The sequence below is a fragment of the Methylobacterium gregans genome, from assembly GCF_022179245.1.
Lineage (GTDB): Bacteria > Pseudomonadota > Alphaproteobacteria > Rhizobiales > Beijerinckiaceae > Methylobacterium > Methylobacterium gregans.
The window spans coordinates 1-7,505 of sequence record NZ_BPQM01000087.1 but is presented as its reverse complement, the minus strand read 5'-3'; the positions used below and the strand labels follow the sequence as shown (position 1 = coordinate 7,505).

Below are 7,505 nucleotides of genomic sequence, written 5' to 3'. Positions count from 1 at the left end.
TGGACGAGGCCGAGATGGCGCTCGGGCAGGACGAGGCCCGCGTCGCGAGCGAGCGCGCCGAGCACCGGGATCCCGACCCGCTCCAGCCCGGCCTCCACGAGGCGGCGGTGGCGCGGGCTCGCCACCTTGTTCAGCACCACACCGCTGATGCGGATGTTTGGGTCGTAGGCCGAGCAGCCGAGCGCCACCGCCGCGGCGGATTGCGCCGCGCCCGAGACGTCGAGCACGAGCAGGACCGGCCAGCCGTACCGCGCCGCGATGTCGGCGTTCGCCCCCGTCCGGGTCGGTGCGGCCCGCACCCCGTCGAACAGGCCCATCGAGCCCTCCGCCACCACGAGGTCGGCGCCCGCGGCCGCGTGGCCCGCCACCGCGTCGAGGAGCGCGGGGCTCATGGCGAAACTGTCGAGGTTGAAGCTCGGATGCCCGGTCGCTGCCCGGTGGAAGGCCGGGTCGATATAGTCCGGCCCGCATTTGGCGCCGCGGACCTGCAGGCCGCGCCGGGCGAGCGCCCGCATCAGCGCCAGCGCAACGGTGGTCTTGCCGGAGCTGGAGCGCGGCGCGGCGACGAGGAGGCCGGGAACGCCCGTCAGAACGCTCATCGCGCGCCCTCGGCCGCGACCGCGCCGCCCGGCCTGAAGCGGCGGTCGTAATCGGGGGCGTAGAGGGCGCTCTCGCGGAACTCGCGCGGGTCGATGGCGGGGCCGATGAGGATCAGCGCCTGCCGCTCCAGCCCGGCCTCGGCCGCCTGGCCCGCGATGGTGGCGAGTGTGCCGGTGAGCACCCGCTCGTCCGGCCAGGAGGCGCGGTAGACGATCGCGGCCGGGCAGTCGGCCCCGTAGAACGGCGTCACCTCGGCAACGAGCTTCTCCACCACGTGGATCGACAGGTGGAGGGCGAGCGTCGCGCCGGTCGCCGCGAAGGCGGCGAGCCGCTCGCGCTCGGGCATCGCGCTGGCGCGGCCCGAGGAGCGGGTCAGCACCACCGACTGGGCGAGGCCCGGCACGGTGAGCTCGCGCCGCAGCGCCGCGGCGGCGGCAGAGAAGGCCGGCACGCCCGGCGTCACCGTGTAGGGGATGCCGAGCCGGTCGAGCCGGCGCATCTGCTCGGCCAGCGCGCTCCAGATCGCGAGGTCGCCCGAGTGCAGCCGCGCGACGTCCTGGCCGCGGGCCTCAGCGGCCTCGATCTCGGCCACGATCGCGTCGAGGTCGAGGGGGGCGGTGTCGACGATGCGGGCGCCCGGCGGGCACCAGCCCAGGATCTCGGGCGCGACCAGCGAGCCCGCGTAGAGGCAGACCGGGCAGGCGGCGATGCGGTCGCGGCCCCGCACGGTGATCAGGTCGGCCGCGCCCGGCCCGGCGCCGATGAAGTGGACGGTCATGCGGTCTCTTACAGGCGCGCCGTGGATCCCGCCACGGCGAGCGCGCAGGTGGCGCCGGGACTGGCGATGCGGGGGAGGGCGAGCGTGGCATCCGGTCCCGCCGCCGCCAGCGCCGCGGCTTCGGCGAGCGAGCCGACGCCACGCAGGGCCGCGACACGCTCCGAGCGGGTGAGCACGCGCGCATCCGCCGCCGCCAGGAGCTCGGGATCAATCCCGAGCGGTACGAGGCCGAAGCCTGCGGCGGCGCCGCGGAGGGCGGGAGCGTCGGCGCGGTCGGCGGCCGTGGCGATGCCGGCGAGCGCACCCGGCTCCAGCCCGGCCTTGGTCAACGCCCGGCGAACCAGCCCGGCGATCTCGTCGGCGCCCGTGCCGCTCCGGAACCCCACGCCCGCGATCACGGACACGTCCAGATCCACTGGGTCACCGGCATGGCGGCGCGCCAGCCGTGCATCCCGCCGACCGGATCAGCCCGCGAGACCGCGAGGCGGCGCAGCGCCCCACCGCGCGCGCGGAACGCCGCCAGCAGGGCCGCCTCGCCCTCCAGCGTGACCGCGTTGGCGACGCAGCGCCCGCCCGGCCGCAAAGCCGCGCAGGCGGCCGCGATCACGCCCGGATCGGAGACGCCGCCGCCGATGAAGACCGCATCCGGCGGGGGCAGGACCAGCAGCGCGTCCGGGGCCGCCCCCTCGACCACGTCGAGCCCCGGCACGCCAAGGCTCGTGGCGTTGCGCCGGATGCGCGCGGCGCGCTCGGTCCGCGCCTCGACGGCCACCGCCCGCATCGCCGGATGGCGCAGCATCCACTCGATCGCGACGGATCCGGCGCCCCCGCCGACGTCCCAGAGCAGGGCGCCCCGGTGGGGAGCGAGCGCCGCGAGGGTGACGGCGCGGATCTCGGATTTCGTCAGCTGGCCGTCGTTCGCGAAGAGCGCGTCGGGCAGGCCGGGGCTGAGCGCGAGGACCCGCGCGCCGGGATCGGCCTCGACCGCCACCGCCAGGGTGTTGAGCGGGTCGATCTCCGGGAGGTCGAACCCCGCCGCCGGAGCGCTGCGCACCCGCTCGCGCGGGCCGCCCATCGCCTCCAGCACGGTGAGCCGCGAGCGGCCGAACCCGCGCTCGGTGAGCAGCGCGGCGACACGACCCGGCGTACTGCCGTCCCAGGACAGGACGAGGAGCCGCGCGCCGGGCTGCAGGTGGGGCAGGATCAGCGGCAGCGCCCGGCCGTGCAGCGTCAGGCAGGCGCAGTCCGGCAGCGACCAGCCGAGCCGGGCGCAGGCGAGGCTGAAGGCCGAGGGCTGCGGGTAGGCGCGGAATTCCTCCGGCGGCACCAGACGGGCGATCTCGGCGCCGATGCCGTAGTGAAACGGGTCGCCGGTCGCCAGGATGCAGGTCGGGCGCCCGCGCCGGGCGAGGATGTCCGGATAGGCCGCGTCGATCGGGCTCGGCCAGGCGCGGGCCTCCGCCCGGAGCGGGGCGGCGAGCGCGAGGTGTCGCCGCCCGCCCCAGACCACCTCGGCGGCGTCGAGCGCGGCGGCGGCGGCGGGGCTGAGCCCCGCGCGGCCGTCCTCGCCGATGCCGACGATGGCGAGCCAGGGGCTCGACGGCGCCTCAGGCGCGGGCGAGAAGGCTTCCATGCGCATCCTCATCCTGGGCGGCACGGGCGAGGCGAGCGCGCTCGCCCGGGCGCTTGCCCCCCGCAGCGACCTCGCCTGCACGCTCTCGCTCGCCGGCCGCACCGCCGACCCGAAGCCCCTGCCGCTGCCGACGCGAATCGGCGGCTTCGGCGGGCCGGAGGGTCTGGCGGCCTATCTGCGGGACGAGCGGGTCGAGCGGCTGATCGATGCCACGCACCCGTTCGCGGCCCGGATCAGCCGCAACGCGGCCCTCGCGGCCGAGGCCGCCGGTGTGCCGCTCCTCGCCGTGCGGCGTCCGGCCTGGGCGCGGCAGCCCGGAGACGATTGGCGCGCGGTCGCGAGCGTGCCGGAGGCTGCCGACGCCATCGGCGCGGCGCCCCGCACGGTGTTCGTGACGGTCGGCCGCAACGAGGCCGGCGCCTTCGCCCGCGCGCCGCAGCACGCCTACCTGGTCCGCACGATCGAGCCGCTCGACGGGGCGCTGCCGGTGCCGCGCCTCACGGAGATCCGCGCTCGCGGGCCCTTCGGTGCGGCGGCAGAAGCGGATTTCATGCGGGGGCAGGGGGTGGAGGTACTGGTGAGCAAGAACGCGGGCGGTCCCGCGACCTACGGCAAGATCGAGGCGGCCCGCGCGCTCGGGCTGCCGGTGATCATGGTGCGCCGGCCCGAGAAGCCTGCGGTGGCCTGCGTGGACGACGCGGCCGGCGCGCTGCGCTGGCTGGCGGGTTGAGCGCGCCGCTCTTCCTCCCCCCTCCGCGGGGGAGGGTACCCTGCGAAGCAGGGCGGGGCGGGACGAAGTCCCGCAAGAGGGGACCCCAGCCTCAGGCAGAGACTCGGCCTGCATGATGGGGGGAGCCTCTTCCGTTCGCTGGGTCCCCCTCACCCGACCCCTGCTGACGCAGGGGCTACCCTCCCCCGCAGAGGGGGGAGGGAGATCGCGTCGCATCCTCATCGCGCCGCGACGCTGCGCGGCGTGTAGACGAAGGGCAGCCCCTCCGCCCGCGGGATCAGCCGCGTCGCCGAGGCGCCGATGATCACCAGCGTCGCCATGTCGGCCGGCGCCTCGCGGGCCTCGGCCAAGGTCATCACCCGCAGGGCCTCGTCGGGCCGGGTCACCGCGCGGGCGAACACCACCGGCGTGTCGGCGGCCCGGATCTCCGCGGCGATCTCCAGCGCCGCGCCGAGCTGCCAGGGTCTGGCACGCGAGATCGGGTTGTAGAGCGCCACCACGAGGTCGGCGCGCAGCACCATCTCCAGCCGCGCGGTGATGACGTCCCAGGGCTTCAGGTTGTCGGAGAGCGAAAGCGCGCAGAAATCGCCGCCGAGCGGGGCGCCGAGGCGGGCGGCGGCCGCCAGCATCGCGGTGATGCCGGGCTCGACCGTGATTGCGAGGTCGCGCCAGGCCGGGTCGCCCTGCTCGAGCGCCTCGAACACGGCCGCCGCCATGGCGAAGACGCCGGGATCGCCGCCCGAGACCACGGCGACGCGGCGCCCCGAGGCGGCGAGTTCGAGCGCGTGGCGGGCGCGGTCCACCTCGACGCGGTTGTCGCTGGCGTGTCGCACGAGGCCCGGCCGCTCGGGCACGCGCGCCACGTAGGGGATGTAGCCGATCAGGTCCTCGGCCCGGTCGAGGGCGCGGCGGGCCGATTCGGTCAGCAGCGACGGGTCGCCCGGACCGAGGCCGATGACGGCGAGGCTGCCGCTCACGGGCGCCGGCCCTCGCCGGGCACCAGCACCATCGAGAAGTAGGGCGCGTCGTCGTCGGCCTTCTCGGCGAGCGGCACCACGCGCTCGCCCGCCATGGTGCCGCGCTCGACATAGACCGCGCGGGCGAGCAGGCCCGCCGCGGCGAGCGCCGCCCGCACCTTCGGCAGGTGGCGGCCGAGCTTCATCACCACGGCCGCGTCCGTGCCGCGCAGGCGCTCGGCCAGCACCTCCGCCGAGAGGGTGGCGGGCAGGACGGTGAGCACGTCGTCGCCCCAGGTGATCGGCGTGCCGGCCCGCGTCCAGCAGCCCGACATGCCGGTGACGCCGGGCACCACCTCGACCGGGAAGCGGTCCTTCAGGCGGCGCCAGAGATGCATGAACGAGCCGTAGAAGAAGGGATCGCCCTCCGACAGGATCGCCACGTCGCGGCCGGCACCCAGATGGTCGGCGAGCTGGGCGGCCGCGTCGTCGTAGAACCCGGCGAGCGCCGACACGTAGTCCGGGTGCTCGGGATGCAATTCGGTCGTGTAGGGGTAGGCGAGCGGCATCTCCCGGGCGGGGTCGCGCACCACCGCGTCCGCGATGGTCCGGGCGTTGCCGCGCTTCCCCCGCTTGCAGAAATGGACGAGCACCGGCGCCCGCTCCAGCACCCGCAGGGCCCGCAGGGTGAGGTACTCCGGGTCGCCCGGCCCCATGCCGACGCCGTAGAGCGTGCCGGTGGCGACGGAAGCGGGCGCGTCGGCGCGCTCCAGGATCGCCGGATCGATGCCGCCGGACTCCATCACTCGACCTCGCAGGCCAGCGCGTTGACGGCCGCCGCCGTCATGGCGCTGCCGCCCCGGCGCCCGTGCACGACGCAGAACGGCACCCGGCCGTCGCGGGCGAGCGCCTCCTTCGACTCCGCCGCGCCGACGAAGCCGACCGGGATGCCGATCACGGCGGCCGGCGCGCCGACGCCCTCGTCGAGCAGTTCGAGCAGGCGGAACAGGGCGGTCGGGGCGTTGCCGACCGCGACCACGCTGCCCGGCAGGTGCTCGCGCCACAGCTCCATCGCGGCGGCCGAGCGTGTGTTGCCCATCTGGGCGGCGAGGCCGGGCACGCGCGGGTCGCCGAGGGTGCAGATCACGGCATTGTTCGCCGGCAGGCGCGAGCGGGTGACGCCGTCGGCCACCATGCGGACGTCGCAGAGGATCGGCGCGCCGGCCTTGAGCGCGGCCTCGCCGGCGGCTGCGAAACCATCCGACATCTCCACGTCGCGGGGCAGGTCGGTCATGCCGCAGGCGTGGATCATCCGCACGACGACCCGCTCGGCCGTGCCCGACCAGCGGGCGAGATCCGACTCGGCACGGATCATCGCGAAGGATCGGGCGTAGATCGCGCTCCCGTCGCGCAGGTAGTCGAGGCGCGCGCTCATGGTTTGGTCCTGAACAGGTCTTCGAGGTTGGCCGTTTGCGCCCCTCTTACGCGGTCCAGAGCCGCCTCGATAGTCAGCCATTCGGCGGGCGCGTCGCCGGGCGCGCCGTTCGGCACGACGCCGTAGCGGCCGCCGCTCCCGACCAGGGTGAGATCGCGGCGGCGCGGCTCGGCGCAGCCCTTTGCGCAGCCCGAGACGTGGGCGGTCAGCCCCCGCGCCGCGAAGGGCCGGAACGCCTCGGCGAGGCGGGCGGCGTCCGCGTGGGTCGGCGTCGAGCCGGAGGCGCAGGCCGGGGCGCCGGGGCAGGCGGCGACTGCCCGGCGCGGATCGTCCGGAGCGGTGATGAAGTCGGCGGCCAGCCGGGCCAGCGCCCCGGCCGCCCGGAGCGGATCGACGGCCAGGACCACGCCGCGGCTCGGGCTGAGGCGGATGTCCGGGGCGCCGGCCTCCTCCGCGACGGCGGCGAGGCGCAGGAGCGCGTCGGCGGTGACGCGGCCGAAGGGGGCGTCGACGGCGATCACCCCAGCTTTCCCTCCCCCCTCTGCGGGGGAGGGTGGCCCTCGCGTCGGCGAGGGTCGGTCGGGACGAAGTCCCGCAGAGAGAGGAGCCCGGCGTCCGGAAGAGGCGAGGCCTTCATGCAGGGCTGAGCCCGATCTTGCGCCGTCGCTCCCCTCTTGCGGGACTTCGTCCCGGCCCCCCCTGCTTCGCAGGGTACCCTCCCCCGCAGAGGGGGGAGGGAGGGCGGCGCGCTCGGCGTCCGACAGATCCCGCACCCGCCGCGCGCCCGTCATGGCAAAAGCCGCCAGCAGGGCCGCGACCACCTCCGGCACCTCCCCCTCCAGCCAGACGCCGAGCGGGCACGGCGCCGCGCCCGTGGCGAGGGCGATCTCCGTGAGGCCTGTCGCCACCGCCCGCACATGGATGTCGGCCTCCGCGTCCGGCAGGGTGCAGCGCCCGCCGGCCTCGACGACGACGAGCGTCTTGGCCGGCAGCGGCGCGACCGAGTGGCCCAGCGCCTCGATCCGCGCGGCGAGCGCCAGCCCGTCGATCAGCGCCTCCGGGTCGAGGCCGCAGAGGGGGCTCGTCAGGGTGAGCCGCTGCGGCCCGCCGTCGTGGCGCCGGTCGCCGAGCCCCGCTTGCGTGAGCGCGGCGGCGAGCGGGCCCCGCGTCGCCTCCGTCACGCCGCGGACCTGGAGGTTCGCCCGGGCGGTGATGTCGACATGCCCGTTGCCGTGGAGCCGTGCGGCCTCGGCCACGGCGCACAGCTGCGCCAGCGAGAGGATGCCGAGCGGTGGATGGATGCGGGCCAAGAGCCCGTCGCCGGTCGGCATCGGCCGGTCGAGGCCAGGGCACCAGCCGCGCCGGCTCGGCGC

Annotated in this window: 9 protein-coding genes; 1 reads left to right on the top strand and 8 read right to left on the bottom strand. The window is 76.2% G+C overall.

Features of this window, described 5'->3' with window-relative positions; all coding sequences use genetic code 11:
- The 4 genes from MFF54_RS17460 to cbiE form a co-directional block, all read right to left on the bottom strand.
- Positions 1-590, bottom strand: a 590-nt coding sequence (locus MFF54_RS17460; protein WP_238304087.1) for a cobyrinic acid a,c-diamide synthase CobB, incomplete at its 3' end; no start/stop codon positions are given.
- 5 nt (positions 591-595) lie between these two features.
- Positions 596-1,378 (bottom strand): precorrin-4 C(11)-methyltransferase, encoded by a 783-nt coding sequence (cobM, locus tag MFF54_RS17455; RefSeq protein ID WP_238304084.1) that lies wholly within the window; start codon positions 1,376-1,378, stop codon positions 596-598.
- 8 nt (positions 1,379-1,386) lie between these two features.
- A complete protein-coding gene (locus MFF54_RS17450) occupies positions 1,387-1,788 on the bottom strand; it encodes a cobalamin biosynthesis protein (protein ID WP_238304086.1) in 402 nt (133 codons plus the stop codon).
- The gene (gene cbiE / locus MFF54_RS17445; RefSeq protein WP_238304083.1) at positions 1,773-3,011 is read right to left on the bottom strand and encodes a precorrin-6y C5,15-methyltransferase (decarboxylating) subunit CbiE; all 1,239 of its coding nucleotides are present in this window, start codon (positions 3,009-3,011) and stop codon (positions 1,773-1,775) included. Before cbiE ends, MFF54_RS17450 begins: the two co-directional genes overlap by 16 nt.
- Between cbiE and MFF54_RS17440 the strand changes: the two genes are divergently transcribed.
- Positions 3,010-3,741: a cobalt-precorrin-6A reductase gene (locus tag MFF54_RS17440; RefSeq protein WP_238304082.1), complete on the top strand. Its 732-nt coding sequence runs from the start codon at positions 3,010-3,012 to the stop codon at positions 3,739-3,741. The genes cbiE and MFF54_RS17440 overlap by 2 nt on opposite strands.
- 218 nt (positions 3,742-3,959) lie before the next feature.
- On the opposite strand, the gene cobJ is transcribed toward MFF54_RS17440, so the two are convergent.
- The 4 genes from cobJ to cobG all read right to left on the bottom strand — a co-directional run.
- Complete coding sequence (gene cobJ / locus MFF54_RS17435; RefSeq protein ID WP_238304081.1) at positions 3,960-4,718, bottom strand: precorrin-3B C(17)-methyltransferase; 759 nt, start codon at positions 4,716-4,718, stop codon at positions 3,960-3,962.
- Positions 4,715-5,500 carry a precorrin-2 C(20)-methyltransferase gene (locus tag MFF54_RS17430; protein WP_283206291.1) on the bottom strand — a complete coding sequence of 262 codons (786 nt, stop codon included), beginning with the start codon at positions 5,498-5,500 and terminating at the stop codon, positions 4,715-4,717. Before MFF54_RS17430 ends, cobJ begins: the two co-directional genes overlap by 4 nt.
- A complete protein-coding gene (locus MFF54_RS17425; protein ID WP_238304080.1) occupies positions 5,500-6,132 on the bottom strand; it encodes a precorrin-8X methylmutase in 633 nt (210 codons plus the stop codon). The genes MFF54_RS17430 and MFF54_RS17425 overlap by 1 nt, the downstream gene beginning before the upstream one ends.
- A partial coding sequence (cobG, locus tag MFF54_RS17420; RefSeq protein WP_238304079.1) for a precorrin-3B synthase occupies positions 6,129-7,505 on the bottom strand: 1,377 nt, incomplete at its 5' end. The genes MFF54_RS17425 and cobG, both read right to left, overlap by 4 nt.